Origin of the sequence: Aeromonas sp. s5 (assembly GCF_040907865.1) — a bacterium.
GTDB classification, from domain to species: domain Bacteria; phylum Pseudomonadota; class Gammaproteobacteria; order Enterobacterales; family Aeromonadaceae; genus Aeromonas; species Aeromonas dhakensis.
On the sequence record NZ_JBFOCO010000033.1, the window covers coordinates 463,549 to 479,905 of the forward strand.

Genomic DNA, 16,357 nt, shown 5'->3' on the forward strand with positions numbered 1-16,357 from the left:
GGTCAGACTCTCCGATTAATAGTTGGGTTTGTGGTGGCGGTTGGCCAGCCAGGTTTCAGGCTTGACGCCCATCTGGCGACACATGGCCAGTTCGTCTTTGCTCAGGGCACCCGCCTGTTGCTCGGCGGGCTTCACCTGGCTGGCATCGGCGATGACCGGCGCGGCCTCGACGAACTTTTTGAACTGCTCGACCCCACCTTCCTGGCGGCACATGCCCAGGAACATTTCTTTGTTGGCCGGGGCGATCTTGCCGGCGGCGATGGCGTCATCAACCAGGGCACCCAGCTTGGCATCGTCGGCTTCTTTCACCTTAGCCTCGGCGGTGGTGGCGCGGTTCAGGGCCAGCTCGTAGGTCTCTTTCGGAACGAACCTGGTCAGGTCAGGGCCGGCATTGGCACGGTTCAGGGCCAGCTGATGATCGGCCTTGAGGGTATTGATGGCGGTGAGCGCGGACGCGGTATCCGCATCAGCACCCAGACCCAGGGCCTGGGTCAGTTCAACGGGCAAGGGCATTGGAGTTTCCTCACGGTTCAGGGCAGGGAGTTGATCGAGGTTGGGCTCGTTGGTCAGGCCAACGCTGGCGATGCTCAGCACGGTGCCGGCGTCGTCGAAGGTGAAGGCCGGGGAGTAGAAGGCGTATTCCTTCTTCTCCAGCATCTCGCGCCCTTCGCTGTTCCAGTCCACCATGCCCCACACTTCGCCGCCGATGTTCTGCAGGGCGAGGATCCAGCCAACGGCCGGGGCTTTCTCGCCCTTGGGGCCTTTGATGTGGGTGGCGTGCTCAACGTCGAACGGACGCTTCTTGATGAACGAGGCCACCACGGCATCCGGGTTGCTGTTGTTCCAGGTACGCCCATCATTGCCGCCGAACACCCCAGGGGGGATCAATGGCAACCAGACCTTTTCGTCACGCACAGTCTGGCGAGACAGGTCAAAGCAGAGGGCAAGATAGGTCTTGGGCATGATCGCTCCGTCACATAACAACCTCCCGCCAGGTGGCTGAGTGGGTTGAATGAACAAGTTGTGTAGACGAATCGATGATGCGGGATGGGAACCCGGCGAGTGTAATGACGGTTTTCGCTGTGAATGGATGGGACGGTATGGCAGAGGGATGGCAGTTCACCAGCGGGGAGAGTAAGCGCTGGCAGAGACGTCAGGATGATGACCGGACATCAACAGGGTACACAGGATCGCGAACGGGGAGAAGTGTCACATTGGATGATGAAACGAAATTGCAGGTTCAACACCAGCTACAACCATCTTTAAACACCATTTAAACGGCGCCAGAATCAATTCCACCCCGTTCACGAATACGCTGGCAGCTAAAAACGCTCACAGCGGCGCTGAGAGCGTTTGACGCAGGGTTTGTTCCTTGGCTGCCAAGTCGGCTTTCAGGGCTTGCTGTCTGGCCTTGCCGGGATTGTAGTTCCACCCCGGCTCGATACCGCTGGGCAGCACCTCCACTTCCCCGGTGCGCTTGTTCACCCACTCCCGGTTGCCATCGCTCGGGGCGGCGAACTGATAGCCCTGGGTTCCCTCCAGCTTGGCGTATTCGAACTTGCTGATCTGGCGCACCCAGCAGTGACAGCCCCAACCGTTCGGCGGCATGTGGGTTTGCCACCAGGGATCATCCACCGGCAGGGTGATGCCGTTCCAGCTCACATGCAGGGCGCGGTGCTCGCGGGCGGGCCCCAGCTGATAGACCAGGTAGGGCATGGCCCGCTTGGTGCGCTCTATGCGCTGCCATTGGCCAGCAGCGCGGGCGGTGCGCATGTTGGTGCGATAGATGGTCTTGATGCGTCCCTCGCTGCCTAGCTGCACCTGCTTGGTTTCGCCGGTAGCGGGGTCGTCCATCTGCTGGATGCCCCACCACCCGGATTTGACCAGCAGCGGCTTGATGGCAGCGGCGAACTGCTGATAGGTCTGCCCCTGCTCCAGCGCCTGCTCGACCAGGGCCCGTACCTCGACCAACAGATCGGCGTTGAGCATCTTGGCCACGGTGAAGGCGTTGGCGTGCTCTTCCTTCCACACGTCGCGATAGTCAAAGCCGGGTTGCAGCCCCTTTTTCTTGAACCAGTCGAGCGCCTCTTTGGGCGGAAAGGAGGAGGCCTTGGGCTCAGGCATCTTGCACATCCCCCATGCCACGCAAGCGGAAGGTGTAGTCGGCCAGCTGCTGGGTGAACTGCTCGGCGCTCAGCGACTCCTGTAGGGCCAGCAGGCCCGCATTGAACTCGTCGAAGTTGGCGGCCGTGGCGGCCAGTTCGATGATCGGGTTCATGAAGTCCTTGCCGCCCACCTCGACCCAGTCGCTCATCGCCTCCTCGGTCAGTTGGTCGATGGCCTGTTCGCTCGGCTGCTGGATCCGGTTGATGGCCAGGCGCTGTTGCTGCCTGTTCATGGCCAGCGGCTGCACGGCTTGCAACTGCATGGCGCTCAGCGGTTGCAGGGTGACTTCATCCGGCTTGGGCGCCGCCAGGCCAAACTTGTCTTGCATGGCGCTCTCGCTCACCTTCATGCCACGGTCGATCAGCGGCATCAAGCTATCGACCATCATCTTGAGGTCTTCCGGCTCCGGTACCCGGATGCAGACGCGCGGGTAGACCTTCTGCACACCCCAGTTCAGCACGATGAAGGGCTTGACTAGGTACTCGTTGATGGTGGCTTCGAGCTGACGGGCGTCCCACTTGGCGATGTCCAGCCGCACCTCGTTGTGCACCGTGGCCTGGGCGCGGCTGCTGCCATCGTCGGTGGTCATGGTCTGGCCCAGCACCGCCTTGCTGGTCTGCTCGTCTGCCCAGCGGGCCATGTTCTCGAACAGGGTATCGCCGCCGTTCCCCTTCGCCGTTTCGACCAGCTCCACCATCATGCTGTCTGGGATCACTGCGCCGGCATCGCTGGCGATGGTGGCGATGGCGTTCTTGAGGGTGGCGATCTGCTCGGGGGTGGCATTGGGTCCGTACTTGCCCACCCGGATGGGGATGCCGAACACTTCGGCGAACGCCCACCAGTCCCGCACCGTGAAGCTTTTCAGCATGTACATCACGGCGCAAAGGCGGGTCAGGCCGTTGCGCCAGATGCTGCCCGACTTGGTGCGCGGCAGGTGAACGATGAACTTGTAGGGTTCCAGCGGCTTGCCCTGGGGAGCATCGTCACTGATAAGCAGGATCTCGCTCAGGGTCTCGGCATCTGGCCGCAGGTAGCGGGGGTCGACCCATTTGTAATCCTTGGGAACCCAGCGGGGTGTGGTATCACGGGCGGTATCCCATAGGATCTGGCACACCCCCATGCCCTTGCCCAGGCCATCGAGCAGATCGAAGAACAGCTCGGGGATCTGGTCGCTCTCCATCAGCAGGCGCACTTCGTCTGCCAGCTTCTTGTCAAAAGCGTCCTCACTGGCGGCTTCGACCGTGGGCGGCAAGGCCGCCACGGCCAGCTTACGGGTGCGCAGCACGGATGCGTAGTGCAGATCTCGCTCTTCGATCTCTTCGGCCAGGGTCATGTAATCCTGGGGGTTGTTGCCATCGACCACCGAGCGCAGCAGGCCCGCCAGACGCTGTGGGGTGATGGTGCTGGCCACGCTGTTGGGGCGCGGGTTGCGCACGCTGGTGGTGTGGGCCAGCGCGATGTCTTCGCCGAGCGCCGGCTTGTCGGGTTTGATGGGGTTGCCACGTGCATCGAGAATGGTGGTCATACCAGCGCCTCCAGATAGGTGATCTTCATACCGCGCTGGGTGGCTCGGTCGTGCTGTTTGACGGCTAGCTCTGTATATTTCCAATTTGGCAGCATCACCACCTCGTCGGCCACATCCAACATGGCCATGCAAATGTTCAGATATTCCTCATTGCTCAAGCCGGGTGGCAGAACTGCCGGATTAAGTGCGATGTCTCCCTGCCGCTCTATTTGATCTCCAATTCTATTGAACGCAGGTTTATAAAATTTGTTATGTCCGGTCATCGGTCCAGCGATATAGATTTTCACAGTAATCCGCCTCCGTTACGCAGGCCACGGGTCAGGGCCATCTGCCGCTGTCCATCCTGGTCTTTCTGGGGGGCACCCACCTTGGCGATGCGGTGCAGTTCGTAGATATGGCTCTCGGCCCGGCTGGCCAGATAGGCCAGGAAGATGGCCACCGCCGAGTCGCCGTGGCGCTTGTTGCCATCACTGCCCTGGGTGCGGCTGTCGTCAATGCCGGGGGTGCCCCGGTAGATCTTGATCTGCCCCAGGTCGGTGATGATGTCTTCGTGCTTGGGCAGCTCCAGCTCGTCATCTTCAAACGCCGCCTTGAAGCGCGGCATGTTCTCGCGGTAGAAGCCGACCGAGAGCATCACCTGCACCACCTCTTGGCCGTAGCGATAGGCGGCCTGTTCAGCCAGATACTGGCCATTGCCACGGGCATCGAGCCAGATGCCATCCCGGCGCGGTAGGCGATCGCAGATGAAATAGAGCGCCTGTTCCTGCTGCTTGAACGGGGTGTTCTTCAGCTCGACGGTGAAGGGAACCCGGCGGCGGGTATCCGGCAGCACCTGGATCGGGGCGAACACCGTCAGGTCACCCGAACGGGCGAAGTCTTCGCCCAGGGCGTGGCGATGGCTGCGATCCAGCTTCATCAGTTCGGGGAAGACCTCGGCCTCCAGCCACTCCTGCATCTCGGCGTTGCGCTCCGATTCGCTGGCACTGTTGAAGGCGGCCGAACCGGTAAAGCGCAGCACCGGCCCCTCGACCCGGCAGGCCCGCTCGCGCAGGCCACGGGGCAAGTAGGCACCGCCGCCGCTCTTGGGCTCGCAGTAGTATTCTTCCCGGGCGTCTTCTTCGGTGGCGCAGTCTGACAGCAGCTCTTGCAGCCACTTGCGCTCGCCATCTTCGCTCCATTCCTCTTTCTTCTTGACCTGACAGATCCGCTTGTAAAGCCCTTCCTTACAGGCGGTTCCGATATCGATACGGTGGATGGAGTAGCTTGGCCGCTTACCGGCCCGGGTTTCTGTGATCAGGGTATTGAACAGGTTCTCGATACCGTTATGGGTCGAGATCATCCTCACCTTGCTGCCCCACATGGTCAAGGCGTTGGCGGCTTTCTGGATGGCGGCCAGGTCTTTATGGAAGGCGGCCTCATCGATCACCACATTGCCCTGCATCCCCCGCAAGTTGCTGGGATTCGATGACAACGCCTTGATTTTGAAACCGCTGGCGAAGTTGATGACGTAGACCAGGATGTCTTTGTCTTCATCGACCAGCACCTCTTCGCCAATCTCGCTGGCCGCATAGTCATAGGCCTTGGCCCACATCGAACAGGCATCGATAAACTCGCGGGCCATATCCTTGGTGGTGCCGACATAGAAGGTATCGCAACCGCCAGCGGCAGTAGACATGGAGCCATTGAGCGCGGCGTCGGCTGCCTCTGCCCAGGTAAGGCCGGTTCGCCGCGACTTCTCGGCGATCTTGATTTTTGCCTCATCAGCAATCCAGCGTTTCTGATAGGGCAGCAGCACTTCACCTGGATCGAACTGGCCGCCGATAATGGCGGCCGCTGACTGGTTAACGAGCTGATTTTCGACTTGGGTTAAGTGCTTATAGTCCATCACGCAATCCCCAAAATCTGGCGCCGGATCTCGGCAGCGGTCTCTGCCGTCAGCCCTGCCGACTTCACAATCTTCTCGGCAGCGGTGGCGGCCTCGGCGGCGAACGCGGCGCGGATCTCCTTCTCGACCTTGTGGCTGGTCATGGCGGCGGCTTCGACGCGCTGGATCACCAGAGCAAGCTGCCCCAGCGATTTGGGGTCGATCATCTTGCCGTCTTCCCCTTCGCTGGCGTCCATCATCTTCATGGAGGTTTCGAACGCCATGGTGCGCACGAACTCCTGCAGCATCTTGCCCAGCTCGGAGGTGGGGGCCTGACCGAGCTTGGCCGTCCACACCTCGGCCACTTCACGGGCCTGCGCCATGCGGCTGCCGGCTTCTTCCATCCGCTTGAAGTAACGGTTCAACCCGGTGCGGCTGATCTGCTCTTCCGGCGGCAGACCGGCTTCCAGGATGAGCTGGTTCACCTCTTCCAGGATGGCCTTCTGCGACATGGAGCCAGAACGCAGCATGGCCGCCAGTTGGCTGCGGATATCCTCCGGCAACTGCTGGATCTTGCTCTTGGTGTTCTTGATTTTGGTGGTCATGGTTACCCCAGCAGCTTGTCAACGAGCGGGGCTGTGCAGCCCCAAAGCGCATGGACCGGGTCGCCGACAATGGCCAGCGCCAGCAAGTAGCCGAACAACATCATGGCGGCGATATCCAGCAGGTTGGCTTTCATGCGTGACCCAGCTTGCGAGCGCGGCGGGTGGACCGTTTGGCCTTGGCCAGACGTTGGGCCCGCTTGACGGACGGCAGCCCGCCATTGAAGGCAGGGCGGTAGCGGCTGGCGCGTTTCACCTGCCGGATGATGGTGTCGATGGGGGTGATGCCGGGGTCTGCGGTGGTGTTTTTCAACATGACACTCAGGCCACCCAGCACCAGTCCCACCAGGGCGCTTTTCATCTTCATCATGGTCTCCATCATCACCATCTCACCTTTCCAAAACTGAGAAGGAAGGCGATGCCAAGCGCCGCCAGCGCCAAGACCAGCAGACCGACAGGGATACCAATCACCCACATCAGCCAAGTCGGGATCACGATACTCATGGCTCTCTCCTTACACCGGACGCGGTTTCTTGACGCCATCGACCACGGCCTGGCCAGTGGCCACGTCGTCACCCCGGCCAGTCAGCTTGGCCACCAGGGTTTCGCCCACCTTCTCGACGGTGATCAGTCCCTGTTCTTCCAGCCAGCGCATCTGGGTGCGCACCGCGTCGCGGCTGATGCTATGGCCATAGGCTTCCAGGCACTCATCCAGGATCGATTCGTTGGCCGAGCAGCCGGTCATTTCCCGCAAGCTGCGCAGGATCAGCAAACGCTGATCTGCCAGCACAAATTCTCTGAACGACATATAACCCCCGTTTATTTCTCGTTTAAACGCTGTTCGAGCAGCAGCCTGGCCAAGTGGTTTACCGGTTGCAGCGCCTCGCGCAATGCCTTGATATCCCCCCGCATCTCAGCCATATCGAGACGCAGGGCATTGACTTCATCCTGAGTCGGCATCGACTCCACCTTGTCTTCGAGAATTGAGACGCGGCTGCTGACATCGGCCATCTTGTTTTCCACCTTGCTAAGGTCTTCCCGGCGGGCAAAGGTCTTGCTCAACCACAACGTGGCCAAGGTGGCCAGCACCGCGACGGTGGTGGTAATGACACCCCACCACTTCGGGATCCAGTCAAACTCCATGGCGATGCCTCCCCATACTCTCGCTCCAGCTCTGGCAAGGGACGCAGCGCACTGCGTCTGGCGCGGCCTCCAGCCGCTCACGGGCAATCTGCTCCCCACAGCTCAGGCAGAAGCGGTTGCCGGCGGCGTCCTGGTCTGGGGTTTCGGTACCGCGTCTGGCCAGCTGGTTGGCGATGGCTCTGTCGCGACTCTCTTGTTCTTGTTGTTGGGCACGGTCAAACAGGTCGGTCATTTTGCCCTCGTCAGCAGGTTGGAGACGGTGCTGGTGATGGCGGCGCCAACCTTCTGGCCGCTGGCCTTGGGATGGGGGGCGAACCCGTCGAGGGTGCGCAGGCCGAGATAGGCCCAGGCCGGGGTCAGCAGCAACAGCACCATGTCAAAGTCAGGGCCATCGCCATAACCGAATGCCTTGAGCACGCTGAACAGCACCACGTAAATGGCCGACATCTGCCAGCTCTGGCGCGCCATCAGCGGGCGGGTGTGGCGCACGTACTCATCCTTGTTGCCATCCCCTTCACGGATGGTCTGTTGGGTGGTGGTCTGCTCGGCCTGGCTATCGGCCAGCTGCAGCTCCTGGCGGCGGGTCTGCTCTTTCTCCAACTCGACCTTGAGCTTTTGCAGCTCGACCAACGCAGTCGGATCGGTGATGCGGCCGAGCTGTTCTTCGATGCTGGCTTGCTGCTGGGCGGCGGTCAGGCCGATGCCGGAGACCTGCTCGACCATGTCGGCTACCTTGTTCGCGGTATCGCTGCCGCCAAACAGGCCGGCGACCCCTCGGATCAAGGCGGGCCCCTGCTGCACCGCCAACGCGGCCAGGGCTGGGATTAACGGGAATGGCATGAGGATTCATCCTTTTTGAAGAGGGCCCGCAAATTGGCGCAGTGCACCGCCACCTTGTCGTTGCAGGTCGTGAGTATTTTGAAACGGTGGCGATTCCGGGCGGCATAGATCTCGGCGGGGGTCACGGAGCACCAGCCCTTGGCGAACTGGCTTTGCATGGTGCCATCGCGGCTATGCAGCGGGACGGTGCGATCAATGTCGCACTCGGCCACGCCCTGTTCTGCCATGGCCCGTTCCAGCTCCAGCCGCTTGCTGCGGCCATGGTAAAAACTCCACTGCCAGTTGCGCCCCATATCAGGCTCCGTATTCCGGTGCCCAGAGGCCGGTGCGCATCTGCTCGGCGTGGCGTTTGGCCCGATCGGGGGTTTGTTTGGCCCAACGGCTGTTGAGCATGCCGGCGGCGGCATCGTTCCAACGCTGCTCAATCACCGCCTGCAGGGTGTTCTTGAAGGCGGCCAGCCCTTTGACGCCCATCTGGTATGCCATCGACTGCAACACTGCCAGCCGTGCTGGGTAGCGTTCACAGACTTGCAGCGCCATGGCCAGCTTGGAGTCGCGGCGCATATCTACTTCCAGATTGGAAATAAGGGTATCGAGCCAGGCTTCTCCAGCTCGAACAGGGAGGAAGAACTGATACAGATCGAGATTCGCGCCCTTAGGGCCGATACGGAAACCGAATCCGACGGTCGGATAACCCTCAGTGCAGCGATAAGGCTGTGGACGCCAACCCTCTTCGAGTCGGAGAAGCGCATAGATGGAAGACATGGCACACCTGGATAGGCAATGAATTTAATCCAGTGTGCTTTTTTGATGGTGGGATAGGAGAATGCGTATTTTCATTCAAATAAAAGGGGCCTGCTAAGAGGCCCCTTTATTAAATTCGGTTTATTATTTCACCAAGTAATGCCCCGACATATTGCCTTTTATTCCGCAAAAGTCCAACGATGCTTGCTTGGCATTTACAATAACGCCTTTGTTATTTCCAGTGGCGACATAGAACTGATGTGTTTCGGTATGCTGGTCATGCACATTGAAAGCCACGTCTTCGGTCCAGCCGTATTGTTCAAAACGCCAGCCGGTGAAATGGTCGCCCGGTTCCATCTCACCCTGTTCATAACGGGCCTCTACCTTATCCACCCCCCAGCCATCGCGCACCGTGGGGCAGGCCTTCACCAGTTCGGTATAGGCCTGCTCGATGATGGCGCGGTTGCCCTGGTCACGTTCGGCGATCGTGAGGGGGGCAGCAGCCAGCGAGCTGCTGAGCAGCAAGGCGGAAAGAACAAGGGATTTCATCAGTTTTCTCCAAACAAGTCAGGTTGACGGCGCTTCATCTCGAACTTGCGCATGCGAGCGGTGATGCGCCAGATCTCGCGCTGAGTCACCTTGTATTTTTGCGCCAGTTCAAAGGTGTTGTCGCCTTTGAATTCGGACCATACCCGCAAATCGCGGATGGTGTTTTGCAGCAGCTTACCCCGTGGCAGGTAGAATTGCAGCCCGCCATAGACCCGGCACAGTTCCGCCAGCAGGATGATGGCCAGATCCGGTGAGTCGCCATGCTTTTTCACCGTGCTGAAAAACAGGGTGTACAGTTCGCGCATGGTCTCTGGCCAGCGGGCCGTTTTCTCATCTTCGATGATGTTGATGGTGTCGCTCAGCAGGGCCGCGTCCAGCTGTTCACCGAACATATCGATGGTCTGTTCGTCTCTGTCCATCACATCCTCCTGGTGGCAGATAAAGCAATACCCAGCGACGGCTGGGTATTGGGATCATAACGCACCGGATCTGGCCCACCAATTCAAAGGCCCCTTACGGGGCCTTGTCATATATCTCGCTCACTGGCTTGCTGCCATCGATCACCATTATCCTCGGCGGCCGCTGGCCGGGGTTCTCATAGGCATCGCGGATCAGGTCGTAACCCGGCATGGCATCTTGCCGGTGGCTCAGGGTATCCGGTACCGAGTCACCCCGGGCGAGGATAGCATCGGTCATCAGGCGGATATGCCACTTCTTCAATGCCTCCAGCACCCGCTCGGCCTGAAAGGAGGTAAGCCATTCAGCCCGGCTGATGCCCACGCCGCCGTTGGCGCTGGCGGTCATGCGGCGGATAAAACTGCCCAGGGCATCCTCAGAACCGTCGTGCAGCAGGCCGTCCTGCTTCATGGTGATCCAGATGGCCCGCAGTTTACGCACCTCCGGCGCCTGCACCTTGGCCGAACTGGGCGGAGATCGACGCCCAGCAACCTGGGCGCCCCCCTTGACCTTGAACCCCAGCCCCTTCATGGCGGTGATGACGGCGTCCAGCTTGCTGGCGCTCATGCCCTTGGCAGAGCGGACGCCGGTGACCTGCTCCAGCAGGGCGCGATATTCCTCTTCATCCAGCCCCAGCTCGCGGCGGCCGACTTGCACCAGTTTCAACAGGCGCTTGGCATCAGGCTGCATGGGATACCTCCTGACGTGGTTTGAGGTGATACCAGGACTGCATCAGTGCAATCCAGGCATGGCGGTGATCAGCATCGACATCAGCCATGTCCACAAAACGGGGTTTCCCCTCTACCTCTCGGCGTTTTACCCGCAGTTGTTTGGGGATGGTCTCACTACTGATGCGCGAGACGTCCAGCTCGAAGCCCTCTGCCACGGCCTTCTCAATCAGCCAGCGCAACCATGAGTAGTTGTTGCCGGCGCCATAGACCTCTTTCGCCAGCATCCCGATATAAACGGTGCCTTGATTCTGATCCAGATAACGCTGAATGCGGCGCACCGTCATCAGCCCGTCATACGTGATCAGCGAACGCGGCTCGATCAGCCCTTTATCTATCAAGGTTCTGATCCACCTCAGCATCTGCCGTTCTGAGCACTCGCCCAATGCCTCGGCCAGCATGGCCGCGCTCTTGTGGCGGTAGTCAGGAACCTGCTTAATCTTCTGTGCCATTGCTTCCAAGCTGTGTTTATTCGTCATTTTCTTGCTCCTCATCCGCATCGCTCACTGAGAGCACGGCGACGTAAATTTTGTTGGCCTTTGGCGGCTTCCCCTCGCGCCAGCGGGGCACGGTGCAATCAAGCCAGGCCATGGCAGCCACATCGGCTTGACGCTCCAGCTCAGCTAGATCCCGCTTGTTCATCCCCTTGTTCTTACGCTTGGGGTAGCAAGGGTGGTTCGCTTTGACGTAATCCACCTGGCGGCGCTGGTAGGCAGTCAGCTTCATGCGGCCCTCTCTTTCCAGCGTTTGATAGCGATCTCACTCTCACAGGCTTTGCAGTAGTGCTGCAGGCCGTCGCAGGATCTGGTGCTGTTCCACACTGACCAGAAGGCGGTATCTTGCGGCCAGTATTCGTTGCAACCGCTGCAGAGCTTTTCCAGCCCCATCTCGGGGTCCAGCTTGGCCTTGCCAGATGCCAGCCGTTTAGCCAGCAAGCCTGGCTTCATCAGTGGCGTGTATTCACCGTGCATACGGCCCCCTTGCCATCCCACTGCAGGCGATCGGCCTCCAGTTCTGCCAGCAACTGCTCGGCGCCGCGCAGGGCATCACCGGCAATGTCGTTGGCGTGGTACTTCCTTGCGCCCCGTGACAGGGCAGTAAACCGGCGCTGCAGCACCAGCTTCTCTTTCCATTCCAGCGCGATGGCCATCTCGCCATAGAGCCGGTTTAACAGGTTGTTCAGCACATTTCTGGTCATAGCGTCCTCGCGTATCGTGAGTGGGTTATGACCGGGCCCGGTCGGCTGCTCATCAGTGCCCAGCCACCACGCTGGGCAGACGGGGGAACGGCCCCCGTTTCGCTTTTTCCTCTATCTTTTGGCCATTGCCTTGAGGCAATGCTTACAGGTCACGGCAGAGCGGTCAGAGGTGAGCGATGCCGAGTTCTTTGCTTTGACCATCAGCTGGTCACATGTCCTGACTTGATCCGGCACAAGACCCTCTCGCTCCCATTGGTCACGGGCAATTTGTCGATAACCAGGTGCCACATCGGCCCACTGCTTGAGGTGTACTTTCATACCGTTTTTCCTCTTAGTTTTTCAGCGCTTTACGCGCCTTATTGACGATGGTGGCCAGCATGGCCAGCCTGGATTTCTGGCCCTCGGTGTTGGCGAAGGCTCTGATGAAGTCGATGGCCAGTTGTGCATCGGTCAGCGCCTGCTGCGGGTTGCTGCGCAGTTGGCACTCCAGGGTGCTTTTGCCATCGTCCACGCTGGTATTGAGCAGGTATTTCACGTTCGACATATCAGGTACCTCAGTTGACCAGGAACAGGCCAGTGAACAGACCGGCGACAAAGGCTCCATAGAACATGGCCATCAGATTGACCAGCACCCAGAAGGCGGCTTCACCGTTCATGCGGCCCCCTCTTTCAGCTCGCTGACCAGCTCCAACCCATCGATCTTCTTGAACTGACGTACCAGGGCGGCGCTGCTGCCGAAGGCGGGGAACAGGTAGGTAGTTCCCTGCTTTTCCGGATCCTTGCCATACAGCTCATTGGCAAACTTGGCGCCACACTGCCGCTTAGCCTTGGCGTAGTTCTCCAGATCTTTCTTGCCATAGCGCTTGTGGAACTTGTGGCAGAAAACCTGCTTGACCACCTTGTTCATAAACTCGTCGGCAGGGTCGATATTTTCGAGCACCTTCATCCATGTGCCTTTGATAGCGCCATCGATATAGATGGCCAGCACTGTGGTGCTTTCGGTCTTGCGCTCGCGGGTGATGTAAATCTCGTGGCCGTGCAGCTTGAACTTCACCTGTACCCAGCCACCTTTCAGCTCGGCCTCAATGGCCTTCCACTGTTCCTTGCTGATGCTCATCACGCCTCCCGCTTGCCGAAACGGTGAATGCAGGTCATGCACAGGTCGACGCGGGACTGGGCCCAGTGCTGGTTGGTGATGTTCTTGGCCGCCTTCTTGGCCATCACCCACAGTTCAAGGGCGGTGATATAGCGCCCCTCGCGCTCGAACTCGGCGGCGCGGGTGGCCAGCGCCAGATAACCGTTCGGATTGCGGGCGATCTCGTCGCCCTTCAACACTGCATTAGCCATGATGTAACTCCTGTTCAAATCGGGTTTGTTGCTTGTCGTACACGGTGACGATTGAGCCGTTCTTCAAGATGAAGTAGGCATGGTCACATTCGAGGATCCGGCGCGGGCTCCATCCCGCCTCGCGCTGCCGGATCCGCCGCAGCTGTCGTTTGCTTGGGCGCCATGCCCGTGACAGGGCGCCCAGCATCTCCAGTTCGCTGCGGCCGGTACGTTGCACCCAGCGCTCGATGGCGTGGCGGGTGACGTACAGCGGGCCATAGCGGGTTTCAAACTCCATCGGCTTTGGCGTTGTCGATGGTGGTGCAAAGCGCATCACCGGCATTAGTGCCAACAGGGCCGCGCATCACTGCTTCAATCAGTTCCTGCTCGATGTTGGCGGCGAACTCCGGATACTCGCTTTCCAACAGCGGCTCGCTGCCGAACCCGCATACCCATGCCAAGGCATCGCGCACACCGTTTTCATAGGTGCCATCTTCGAAGTCACTGCCATCTGTATCGCTCTTGAAGGAGAGCAGACCGGCCAGCAGAAACTGTTTTGCCAACTCAGGGGTGATTGCGTTCATGGCAGGGATCACAACTCCGGCCTGCTTAAGTGCATCTGCTGCCTGCTTGGCTGTGGCGGTGATGGACTCGGTAGTCCATCCCTCCATGCCGTGCTGGTCTTCCCACACAACCTCGAACTCGTCTGATTCGATGTCGTTGCTGGCGGTGCTGGCGATCACTTCCAGCAGATAGATCAGGTTCTCGTTTTTCATATCAGGCCTCACAGCTTCGACCAGTCGATGACGATGGCCTTGTAGGCCCCGGTGCCGTTCTTCTCGTAGAAGCGGATGTACTCGGCCTTGCCGACCACGGTGATGGCGTCGGCAATGGCCTGCATGGCCTCCTTCCATTCGGCATCCTGAATGTCGAGCTTGCGCAGGGAGAGCACCTGGTTTACGTCTACATGGCCGCCCTTATTGATGCGGAAGGCATGATCCACCAGGGCACGGATCTCGTTGCTGCTGCCCTCACTCCAGCGGCCGATGCAGCCGTCGATCAGGGCCTTGGCGGTCTGCAGGCGCTCGTCGAATTTGCGGTGCTCACCGATGGCCCGCACCACCTGGAAGCGGCCATCAAAGCTGGTGAGGGTGACGTTGCCCTTGGTGCCGCCGTACTGCACGCCGTACTCGGCGGCAGACAGATCCATGAAGGCTTCGATCTCTTGGGCGATGCTGGCCTTGCGGGCCAGCAGGCGCAGCCTCTCTTCGTGCGCCTCGTTGCAGAGGCGAGTCACCAGGTCATCGCGCAGCAGGTCGAGCGGGGCGATCAGAGGCTCCGGCACGAAGTGGCCCAGGGCGTTCTTGCGCAGGTTGTCGGTCTTTTTCTCAGTGGCGATAGTCATTGCTGTTTGCTCCTATTAAGCGGGGAAACCGGCGGCGCGATAGGCGATGTATTCGCTGGCGGACATGCCGGCGGTGAGCTCGAACTCCTCGCGCACCGGGTCTTCATGCCAGTGGACGATGCAGCCGCCGAGGCGGGCGGCGTAGGCGCGGCGGCGCAGCCCGTTGACTTGCTCGTTCAGCTCGATGGCCCCTTGTTTCAGCTCGTCGGTGGGGTAAGCGATCTCGATCATCGGGCGTACCTGGGCGGCCTTGACGGCCAGTACCTGGCATCCGTTCTTGCGCAGGGTGGCGATGACACGCTGGGCGATGACGCCGAGGCTATTGGTGCGAATGTTCATGCGTTCTCTCCTTGTGAATCACAGTTCAGCGGCGCCCAGGTGAGGTGCAGCCGGTCTTCGTCGTAGGGCTGCGCCCATCCTTTCTCGCTCTGGATCACCACCTCGCCATCACTGCGGCTCACCTCGCGGCCCTTGATGCCGCTCAGCAGGTGGACGTGGGTCCAGTTCTGGTCAGTGGTAACGCCGTAGAAGGTCGTCGGTTGGGGTTTGGCGTTCATCACACGCTCTCCATGTAGTGCTTCACGCGGCAGTTGAACTTGATGAGTGCGTCATAGGCCGCATTCATGTCTGCCGCTTCTGGGATGCCGGGGACCAGCAAGGTTTTGTTGTCGTAGGCGTGGCGAGCCAGTACACCGACGTTTTCCTTGAGGCGCTTCACCTCGGCAGGCTCTGCGCCAACCACGCAGTAGATGGGCAAGGCATCATCTGGGGTTTCATCACCAAACCCGATGCGGCCGGTGGCATAGGCAAAACAGTGGAAGTGCTTCATGGCTTACTCCCCCTCCAGCTCGTTGAAGGCCACCCGCAGCACCTGCTCGTTGAGCGGTTCGCCGCCGGAGTACATCACCGCCAGCTTGAGCACCTTGCTAACCAGACGCAGGGCGCCGGGGCGCTCGCTGATCTGCAGCAGCAGGGCACGTTCTGCATCACCGGTCACGTTCCAGGCATCGGCCACCGCCATCACGTCAGCCTTCTTGGCCTTGGTCAGGGCGCGTTTTTTGGCGACGCGGGAATAAAGGCGGGCGAAATCCTCGGAGCGGTGACCGCCGGTGAGCTGGGTGTAAACCCGGCTGTTGCCGACCAGCATCATGCCCACCTCCACCTCTTCCACCAGGATGCGCAGCTCTTCGAGCACGTCGCGGCCAAGGTGGTCCGCTTCATCCACCACGATCAGGCCTTTGGTGGAGAGCAGGCGGCGGCGCAGGGCGCGGGCCAGTGATCCACGCTGACGCGGGGCGTTCTCCATCCCCAGCTCCATGGCCAGCTCGTAGAGGCATTCGGTCAGGGTGCTGCGGGTCGGGCTGGCGGTGACCATCCACACGTTGTTGTTGTTGCGCTGGAAGTAGCGCAGGGCGGTGGTCTTGCCCACGCCAGAGGCGCCGTGGTTAATGACGATGCTCTGGGTCATCTGGGCGTAGGTCATGTCAGCGATGATCTGCTTGGCGGTCTCGGTCATCACAAAGCCGGGATCGCGGGGGGCATCGGCCCGCTGTTCACGGGCGGTCAGCCAGTTGGCCAGCTTCTGCAGCATGGCGGTCGGGTCGGCCTTGTAGTTGCCGTTCAGCAGCTGGTTGACGGTCGAGCCGGAGACGCCGATCTCTTTGGCGATCTGAGCCTGTTTCACCACGCTCTGCTCCAGCAGGGCCTTGACCCGTGCCACCACTTCCTGGTTGCTGTTTTGTTCGAGAGTGACTACGTTTGACATGTTGAACTACTCCTTTCAGGCGGCCCCACAAGGCCGCTTTTTTCTT

General features: G+C 60.2%; 33 protein-coding genes and 1 other RNA gene. All 34 read right to left on the bottom strand.

Going from position 1 to position 16,357, the window contains the following annotated elements; translation table 11 throughout:
• Positions 1–15: 15 nt before the first annotated feature.
• The 34 genes from AB5Y94_RS21370 to AB5Y94_RS21535 all read right to left on the bottom strand — a co-directional run bounded on the left by AB5Y94_RS21370 (position 16) and on the right by AB5Y94_RS21535 (position 16,311).
• Positions 16–963: a phage protease gene (locus AB5Y94_RS21370; RefSeq protein ID WP_368206529.1), complete on the bottom strand. Its 948-nt coding sequence runs from the start codon at positions 961–963 to the stop codon at positions 16–18.
• Positions 964–1,332: 369 nt separating this feature from the next.
• The gene (locus AB5Y94_RS21375; RefSeq protein WP_368206530.1) at positions 1,333–2,124 is read right to left on the bottom strand and encodes a phage minor head protein; all 792 of its coding nucleotides are present in this window, start codon (positions 2,122–2,124) and stop codon (positions 1,333–1,335) included.
• The gene (locus AB5Y94_RS21380; protein ID WP_368206531.1) at positions 2,117–3,691 is read right to left on the bottom strand and encodes a DUF935 domain-containing protein; all 1,575 of its coding nucleotides are present in this window, start codon (positions 3,689–3,691) and stop codon (positions 2,117–2,119) included. The genes AB5Y94_RS21375 and AB5Y94_RS21380 overlap by 8 nt, the downstream gene beginning before the upstream one ends.
• Positions 3,688–3,978 carry a DUF4406 domain-containing protein gene (locus AB5Y94_RS21385; RefSeq protein WP_368206532.1) on the bottom strand — a complete coding sequence of 97 codons (291 nt, stop codon included), beginning with the start codon at positions 3,976–3,978 and terminating at the stop codon, positions 3,688–3,690. The genes AB5Y94_RS21380 and AB5Y94_RS21385 overlap by 4 nt, the downstream gene beginning before the upstream one ends.
• Positions 3,975–5,576 carry a terminase family protein gene (locus AB5Y94_RS21390; protein WP_368206533.1) on the bottom strand — a complete coding sequence of 534 codons (1,602 nt, stop codon included), beginning with the start codon at positions 5,574–5,576 and terminating at the stop codon, positions 3,975–3,977. The genes AB5Y94_RS21385 and AB5Y94_RS21390 overlap by 4 nt, the downstream gene beginning before the upstream one ends.
• The gene (locus tag AB5Y94_RS21395; RefSeq protein ID WP_368206534.1) at positions 5,576–6,160 is read right to left on the bottom strand and encodes a DUF3486 family protein; all 585 of its coding nucleotides are present in this window, start codon (positions 6,158–6,160) and stop codon (positions 5,576–5,578) included. The genes AB5Y94_RS21390 and AB5Y94_RS21395 overlap by 1 nt, the downstream gene beginning before the upstream one ends.
• Before the next feature lie 2 nt (positions 6,161–6,162).
• Positions 6,163–6,294, bottom strand: coding sequence for a hypothetical protein (locus AB5Y94_RS21400; RefSeq protein ID WP_368206535.1), 132 nt, complete (start codon positions 6,292–6,294; stop codon positions 6,163–6,165).
• Entirely contained in the window at positions 6,291–6,539 is a 249-nt protein-coding gene (locus AB5Y94_RS21405) for a hypothetical protein (RefSeq protein WP_368206536.1), read from the bottom strand. Before AB5Y94_RS21405 ends, AB5Y94_RS21400 begins: the two co-directional genes overlap by 4 nt.
• Positions 6,539–6,661, bottom strand: coding sequence for a hypothetical protein (locus AB5Y94_RS21410; protein ID WP_265342858.1), 123 nt, complete (start codon positions 6,659–6,661; stop codon positions 6,539–6,541). The genes AB5Y94_RS21405 and AB5Y94_RS21410 overlap by 1 nt, the downstream gene beginning before the upstream one ends.
• A gap of 10 nt (positions 6,662–6,671) precedes the next feature.
• Positions 6,672–6,965 (bottom strand): winged-helix domain-containing protein, encoded by a 294-nt coding sequence (locus tag AB5Y94_RS21415; RefSeq protein ID WP_017410090.1) that lies wholly within the window; start codon positions 6,963–6,965, stop codon positions 6,672–6,674.
• A gap of 11 nt (positions 6,966–6,976) precedes the next feature.
• Positions 6,977–7,300, bottom strand: coding sequence for a DUF2730 family protein (locus AB5Y94_RS21420; protein WP_223954571.1), 324 nt, complete (start codon positions 7,298–7,300; stop codon positions 6,977–6,979).
• Positions 7,290–7,532, bottom strand: coding sequence for a TraR/DksA C4-type zinc finger protein (locus AB5Y94_RS21425; RefSeq protein ID WP_368206537.1), 243 nt, complete (start codon positions 7,530–7,532; stop codon positions 7,290–7,292). Before AB5Y94_RS21425 ends, AB5Y94_RS21420 begins: the two co-directional genes overlap by 11 nt.
• A complete protein-coding gene (locus AB5Y94_RS21430; RefSeq protein ID WP_368206538.1) occupies positions 7,529–8,140 on the bottom strand; it encodes a hypothetical protein in 612 nt (203 codons plus the stop codon). The genes AB5Y94_RS21425 and AB5Y94_RS21430 overlap by 4 nt, the downstream gene beginning before the upstream one ends.
• The gene (locus AB5Y94_RS21435; RefSeq protein WP_368206539.1) at positions 8,125–8,433 is read right to left on the bottom strand and encodes a hypothetical protein; all 309 of its coding nucleotides are present in this window, start codon (positions 8,431–8,433) and stop codon (positions 8,125–8,127) included. Before AB5Y94_RS21435 ends, AB5Y94_RS21430 begins: the two co-directional genes overlap by 16 nt.
• A gap of 1 nt (position 8,434) precedes the next feature.
• Positions 8,435–8,905 carry a lysozyme gene (locus tag AB5Y94_RS21440; protein WP_368206540.1) on the bottom strand — a complete coding sequence of 157 codons (471 nt, stop codon included), beginning with the start codon at positions 8,903–8,905 and terminating at the stop codon, positions 8,435–8,437.
• Positions 8,906–9,028: 123 nt separating this feature from the next.
• On the bottom strand, positions 9,029–9,433 hold the full coding sequence (locus tag AB5Y94_RS21445; protein ID WP_368206541.1) for a hypothetical protein: 405 nt from the start codon (positions 9,431–9,433) through the stop codon (positions 9,029–9,031).
• Positions 9,433–9,852, bottom strand: coding sequence for a Mor transcription activator family protein (locus AB5Y94_RS21450; RefSeq protein WP_005301765.1), 420 nt, complete (start codon positions 9,850–9,852; stop codon positions 9,433–9,435). The genes AB5Y94_RS21445 and AB5Y94_RS21450 overlap by 1 nt, the downstream gene beginning before the upstream one ends.
• Positions 9,853–9,946: 94 nt before the next feature.
• Positions 9,947–10,579 carry a gp16 family protein gene (locus AB5Y94_RS21455; protein ID WP_368206542.1) on the bottom strand — a complete coding sequence of 211 codons (633 nt, stop codon included), beginning with the start codon at positions 10,577–10,579 and terminating at the stop codon, positions 9,947–9,949.
• Entirely contained in the window at positions 10,569–11,096 is a 528-nt protein-coding gene (locus AB5Y94_RS21460; protein WP_368206543.1) for a hypothetical protein, read from the bottom strand. Before AB5Y94_RS21460 ends, AB5Y94_RS21455 begins: the two co-directional genes overlap by 11 nt.
• Positions 11,086–11,343, bottom strand: a complete 258-nt coding sequence (locus AB5Y94_RS21465; protein ID WP_368206544.1) for a hypothetical protein — start codon at positions 11,341–11,343, stop codon at positions 11,086–11,088. Before AB5Y94_RS21465 ends, AB5Y94_RS21460 begins: the two co-directional genes overlap by 11 nt.
• The gene (locus AB5Y94_RS21470; protein WP_026080380.1) at positions 11,340–11,588 is read right to left on the bottom strand and encodes a hypothetical protein; all 249 of its coding nucleotides are present in this window, start codon (positions 11,586–11,588) and stop codon (positions 11,340–11,342) included. The genes AB5Y94_RS21465 and AB5Y94_RS21470 overlap by 4 nt, the downstream gene beginning before the upstream one ends.
• Positions 11,564–11,815: a hypothetical protein gene (locus AB5Y94_RS21475; protein WP_017410079.1), complete on the bottom strand. Its 252-nt coding sequence runs from the start codon at positions 11,813–11,815 to the stop codon at positions 11,564–11,566. Before AB5Y94_RS21475 ends, AB5Y94_RS21470 begins: the two co-directional genes overlap by 25 nt.
• 39 nt (positions 11,816–11,854) lie before the next feature.
• An RNA gene (locus tag AB5Y94_RS21480) (hammerhead ribozyme type II) lies at positions 11,855–11,920 on the bottom strand.
• Between the two features lie 6 nt (positions 11,921–11,926).
• Positions 11,927–12,133, bottom strand: a complete 207-nt coding sequence (locus AB5Y94_RS21485; RefSeq protein WP_368206545.1) for a hypothetical protein — start codon at positions 12,131–12,133, stop codon at positions 11,927–11,929.
• A gap of 13 nt (positions 12,134–12,146) precedes the next feature.
• Positions 12,147–12,359 (bottom strand): hypothetical protein, encoded by a 213-nt coding sequence (locus AB5Y94_RS21490; protein ID WP_368206546.1) that lies wholly within the window; start codon positions 12,357–12,359, stop codon positions 12,147–12,149.
• Between the two features lie 108 nt (positions 12,360–12,467).
• The gene (locus AB5Y94_RS21495) at positions 12,468–12,932 is read right to left on the bottom strand and encodes a hypothetical protein (RefSeq protein ID WP_368206547.1); all 465 of its coding nucleotides are present in this window, start codon (positions 12,930–12,932) and stop codon (positions 12,468–12,470) included.
• On the bottom strand, positions 12,932–13,162 hold the full coding sequence (locus AB5Y94_RS21500) for an ANR family transcriptional regulator (protein WP_368206548.1): 231 nt from the start codon (positions 13,160–13,162) through the stop codon (positions 12,932–12,934). The genes AB5Y94_RS21495 and AB5Y94_RS21500 overlap by 1 nt, the downstream gene beginning before the upstream one ends.
• Complete coding sequence (locus AB5Y94_RS21505) at positions 13,155–13,439, bottom strand: hypothetical protein (RefSeq protein ID WP_368206549.1); 285 nt, start codon at positions 13,437–13,439, stop codon at positions 13,155–13,157. The genes AB5Y94_RS21500 and AB5Y94_RS21505 overlap by 8 nt, the downstream gene beginning before the upstream one ends.
• A complete protein-coding gene (locus AB5Y94_RS21510; protein ID WP_368206550.1) occupies positions 13,429–13,917 on the bottom strand; it encodes a hypothetical protein in 489 nt (162 codons plus the stop codon). Before AB5Y94_RS21510 ends, AB5Y94_RS21505 begins: the two co-directional genes overlap by 11 nt.
• Positions 13,918–13,925: 8 nt before the next feature.
• Positions 13,926–14,546, bottom strand: coding sequence for a DUF3164 family protein (locus tag AB5Y94_RS21515; RefSeq protein WP_368206551.1), 621 nt, complete (start codon positions 14,544–14,546; stop codon positions 13,926–13,928).
• A 15-nt stretch (positions 14,547–14,561) separates the two neighbouring features.
• On the bottom strand, positions 14,562–14,885 hold the full coding sequence (locus tag AB5Y94_RS21520) for a hypothetical protein (protein ID WP_368206552.1): 324 nt from the start codon (positions 14,883–14,885) through the stop codon (positions 14,562–14,564).
• A complete protein-coding gene (locus tag AB5Y94_RS21525) occupies positions 14,882–15,103 on the bottom strand; it encodes a hypothetical protein (protein ID WP_368206553.1) in 222 nt (73 codons plus the stop codon). The genes AB5Y94_RS21520 and AB5Y94_RS21525 overlap by 4 nt, the downstream gene beginning before the upstream one ends.
• Entirely contained in the window at positions 15,103–15,375 is a 273-nt protein-coding gene (locus tag AB5Y94_RS21530; RefSeq protein WP_368206554.1) for a hypothetical protein, read from the bottom strand. The genes AB5Y94_RS21525 and AB5Y94_RS21530 overlap by 1 nt, the downstream gene beginning before the upstream one ends.
• A 3-nt stretch (positions 15,376–15,378) precedes the next feature.
• Positions 15,379–16,311 carry an AAA family ATPase gene (locus AB5Y94_RS21535; protein WP_368206555.1) on the bottom strand — a complete coding sequence of 311 codons (933 nt, stop codon included), beginning with the start codon at positions 16,309–16,311 and terminating at the stop codon, positions 15,379–15,381.
• Positions 16,312–16,357: the final 46 nt, after the last annotated feature.

Coding starts and splice junctions, on each gene's coding strand:
- AB5Y94_RS21370 (WP_368206529.1), bottom strand. CDS start 963: ATGCCCAAGACCTATCTTGCCCTCTGCTTTGACCTGTCTCGCCAGACT.
- AB5Y94_RS21375 (WP_368206530.1), bottom strand. CDS start 2,124: ATGCCTGAGCCCAAGGCCTCCTCCTTTCCGCCCAAAGAGGCGCTCGAC.
- AB5Y94_RS21380 (WP_368206531.1), bottom strand. CDS start 3,691: ATGACCACCATTCTCGATGCACGTGGCAACCCCATCAAACCCGACAAG.
- AB5Y94_RS21390 (WP_368206533.1), bottom strand. CDS start 5,576: ATGGACTATAAGCACTTAACCCAAGTCGAAAATCAGCTCGTTAACCAG.
- AB5Y94_RS21395 (WP_368206534.1), bottom strand. CDS start 6,160: ATGACCACCAAAATCAAGAACACCAAGAGCAAGATCCAGCAGTTGCCG.
- AB5Y94_RS21400 (WP_368206535.1), bottom strand. CDS start 6,294: ATGAAAGCCAACCTGCTGGATATCGCCGCCATGATGTTGTTCGGCTAC.
- AB5Y94_RS21405 (WP_368206536.1), bottom strand. CDS start 6,539: ATGATGGAGACCATGATGAAGATGAAAAGCGCCCTGGTGGGACTGGTG.
- AB5Y94_RS21410 (WP_265342858.1), bottom strand. CDS start 6,661: ATGAGTATCGTGATCCCGACTTGGCTGATGTGGGTGATTGGTATCCCT.
- AB5Y94_RS21415 (WP_017410090.1), bottom strand. CDS start 6,965: ATGTCGTTCAGAGAATTTGTGCTGGCAGATCAGCGTTTGCTGATCCTG.
- AB5Y94_RS21420 (WP_223954571.1), bottom strand. CDS start 7,300: ATGGAGTTTGACTGGATCCCGAAGTGGTGGGGTGTCATTACCACCACC.
- AB5Y94_RS21425 (WP_368206537.1), bottom strand. CDS start 7,532: ATGACCGACCTGTTTGACCGTGCCCAACAACAAGAACAAGAGAGTCGC.
- AB5Y94_RS21430 (WP_368206538.1), bottom strand. CDS start 8,140: ATGCCATTCCCGTTAATCCCAGCCCTGGCCGCGTTGGCGGTGCAGCAG.
- AB5Y94_RS21435 (WP_368206539.1), bottom strand. CDS start 8,433: ATGGGGCGCAACTGGCAGTGGAGTTTTTACCATGGCCGCAGCAAGCGG.
- AB5Y94_RS21440 (WP_368206540.1), bottom strand. CDS start 8,905: ATGTCTTCCATCTATGCGCTTCTCCGACTCGAAGAGGGTTGGCGTCCA.
- AB5Y94_RS21445 (WP_368206541.1), bottom strand. CDS start 9,433: ATGAAATCCCTTGTTCTTTCCGCCTTGCTGCTCAGCAGCTCGCTGGCT.
- AB5Y94_RS21450 (WP_005301765.1), bottom strand. CDS start 9,852: ATGGACAGAGACGAACAGACCATCGATATGTTCGGTGAACAGCTGGAC.
- AB5Y94_RS21455 (WP_368206542.1), bottom strand. CDS start 10,579: ATGCAGCCTGATGCCAAGCGCCTGTTGAAACTGGTGCAAGTCGGCCGC.
- AB5Y94_RS21460 (WP_368206543.1), bottom strand. CDS start 11,096: ATGACGAATAAACACAGCTTGGAAGCAATGGCACAGAAGATTAAGCAG.
- AB5Y94_RS21465 (WP_368206544.1), bottom strand. CDS start 11,343: ATGAAGCTGACTGCCTACCAGCGCCGCCAGGTGGATTACGTCAAAGCG.
- AB5Y94_RS21470 (WP_026080380.1), bottom strand. CDS start 11,588: ATGCACGGTGAATACACGCCACTGATGAAGCCAGGCTTGCTGGCTAAA.
- AB5Y94_RS21475 (WP_017410079.1), bottom strand. CDS start 11,815: ATGACCAGAAATGTGCTGAACAACCTGTTAAACCGGCTCTATGGCGAG.
- AB5Y94_RS21485 (WP_368206545.1), bottom strand. CDS start 12,133: ATGAAAGTACACCTCAAGCAGTGGGCCGATGTGGCACCTGGTTATCGA.
- AB5Y94_RS21490 (WP_368206546.1), bottom strand. CDS start 12,359: ATGTCGAACGTGAAATACCTGCTCAATACCAGCGTGGACGATGGCAAA.
- AB5Y94_RS21495 (WP_368206547.1), bottom strand. CDS start 12,932: ATGAGCATCAGCAAGGAACAGTGGAAGGCCATTGAGGCCGAGCTGAAA.
- AB5Y94_RS21500 (WP_368206548.1), bottom strand. CDS start 13,162: ATGGCTAATGCAGTGTTGAAGGGCGACGAGATCGCCCGCAATCCGAAC.
- AB5Y94_RS21505 (WP_368206549.1), bottom strand. CDS start 13,439: ATGGAGTTTGAAACCCGCTATGGCCCGCTGTACGTCACCCGCCACGCC.
- AB5Y94_RS21510 (WP_368206550.1), bottom strand. CDS start 13,917: ATGAAAAACGAGAACCTGATCTATCTGCTGGAAGTGATCGCCAGCACC.
- AB5Y94_RS21515 (WP_368206551.1), bottom strand. CDS start 14,546: ATGACTATCGCCACTGAGAAAAAGACCGACAACCTGCGCAAGAACGCC.
- AB5Y94_RS21520 (WP_368206552.1), bottom strand. CDS start 14,885: ATGAACATTCGCACCAATAGCCTCGGCGTCATCGCCCAGCGTGTCATC.
- AB5Y94_RS21525 (WP_368206553.1), bottom strand. CDS start 15,103: ATGAACGCCAAACCCCAACCGACGACCTTCTACGGCGTTACCACTGAC.
- AB5Y94_RS21530 (WP_368206554.1), bottom strand. CDS start 15,375: ATGAAGCACTTCCACTGTTTTGCCTATGCCACCGGCCGCATCGGGTTT.
- AB5Y94_RS21535 (WP_368206555.1), bottom strand. CDS start 16,311: ATGTCAAACGTAGTCACTCTCGAACAAAACAGCAACCAGGAAGTGGTG.